Raw genomic sequence first — 708 nt, forward strand, 5'->3', positions numbered from 1 at the left:
CCCTGCGCCTGCCACTGCGGCCACGCCGCGGCGAAACCGGCGGCCGCCTCTCCCACGTCGATGGTGGTGGCGATCACCGCCCCCTCGGGCAGCTGCATTCCGTGTTCGTGCACGGCATGGGTGAAGGCCTGCTGGCGCTGGCGCAGGGTGGCGGTCCCGGTGTTCGCGTCCAGGTACGCGACCTTGCGGTGCCCGAGTCCGGCGAAGTGTTCGACCATGTCCCGGGCCCCCTGGGCGACATCCAGGTTGACGGCCGGCACCTGCGGCGGGGCGTCGGGGGCGTCGATGGCCACCACCGGGATGGGCGAACCCAGTTCGCTCAGGAACTGCCGGTTTGGCGCATCGATGAGCAGACCCGCCGGACGCAGGCCCAGCAGCCGGCGCACCTCCGGGACGCTGGGGGACTGGCCGGGATCGGTGACCGAGAGCAGCAGCTGGTAGTCCGAACCCAGGACCTTGCGCACCCCGGCGATCAGCCGGGCGAAGAAGGGGTTGGAGATGTCCGGGGCGACCATGATGACGGTGGAGCTCACACCCCGGGCCAGGGAGCTGCCGATCCCGTCCACCACGTACCCCAGATCGCTGATGGCCTGGCGCACCTTTTGCACGTTGCGCTCGGAAACCCGTCCGCTGGCCTTGCCGTTGGCCACCAGGGAGACGGTGGCGGTGGAGACCCCGGCCGCGCGGGCCACCATGGCCGCGGTGACG

1 protein-coding gene is annotated in these 708 nt (G+C 71.5%); it reads right to left on the bottom strand.

Going from position 1 to position 708, the window contains the following annotated elements; translation table 11 throughout:
• A partial coding sequence (locus tag JCM19049_RS16570; protein ID WP_054822078.1) for a LacI family DNA-binding transcriptional regulator occupies window positions 1-708 on the bottom strand: 708 nt, incomplete at both ends.

The organism is Arthrobacter sp. JCM 19049, from assembly GCF_001310435.1.